Here is a 549-nt window from a genome sequence, read left to right on the forward strand (position 1 = left end):
TTAAAATTACATATATTTTATCTTTGTAGTACCGTCACCTCCAGCTGCAATGAGTAAATCATATTCACTTTTTAGTGCTCTTTCAGCTTCAAAAGTAGCATCACCAATTTTTTCAGTTGCATATGCACTCGTTTCATAACCTGCCTTCTCAAGTTTAATCAGTGCATCTGGTAATACACGTTTAAAAAGTTCTTTTCCTGATGTTGGATTATATATAATTCTTGCACGTTTTCTCATAGTTAATCCCTCAAATTCATATACTCATTACTTATATTATATGATTTATACATCAGTTAAAAGTATTTATTTCCGATTTCTCTAAACTAATCGGTACTACAAAGATAAAATATATGTAATTTTAAACATTAAGAAACTTAATACTTAAACTTTTCAAAAGTAATAAAAGCTTCTAACAAAGTTCATATTCTTTGTTAGAAGCTTAAAGTATTATAATTTTCGAATTAACGGTTATCTAATTCTTGTTTTAATAGGCTATTAACTTTTTGTGGGTTAGCTTGACCTTTAGAAGCTTTCATAATTTGGCCCACT

Annotated in this window: 2 protein-coding genes; both read right to left on the reverse strand. The window is 28.2% G+C overall.

What is annotated here, in order from left to right; all coding sequences use genetic code 11:
- Nucleotides 1-6: 6 nt before the first annotated feature.
- Nucleotides 7-237: a diacylglycerol kinase family protein gene (locus IE142_RS40315; RefSeq protein WP_229831309.1), complete on the reverse strand. Its 231-nt coding sequence runs from the start codon at nt 235-237 to the stop codon at nt 7-9.
- A gap of 224 nt (nt 238-461) precedes the next feature.
- Nucleotides 462-548 (reverse strand): hypothetical protein, encoded by an 87-nt coding sequence (locus IE142_RS40320; RefSeq protein WP_502266922.1) that lies wholly within the window; start codon nt 546-548, stop codon nt 462-464.
- Nucleotide 549 lies beyond the last annotated feature (1 nt).

The sequence above is a fragment of the Streptomyces mutabilis genome, assembly GCF_014649815.1.
GTDB lineage: Bacteria > Actinomycetota > Actinomycetes > Streptomycetales > Streptomycetaceae > Streptomyces > Streptomyces mutabilis.

What these genes read in the sequence shown, in the direction of transcription:
- IE142_RS40315 (WP_229831309.1), bottom strand. Translation starts at nt 237, where the DNA reads ATGAGAAAACGTGCAAGAATTATATATAATCCAACATCAGGAAAAGAA.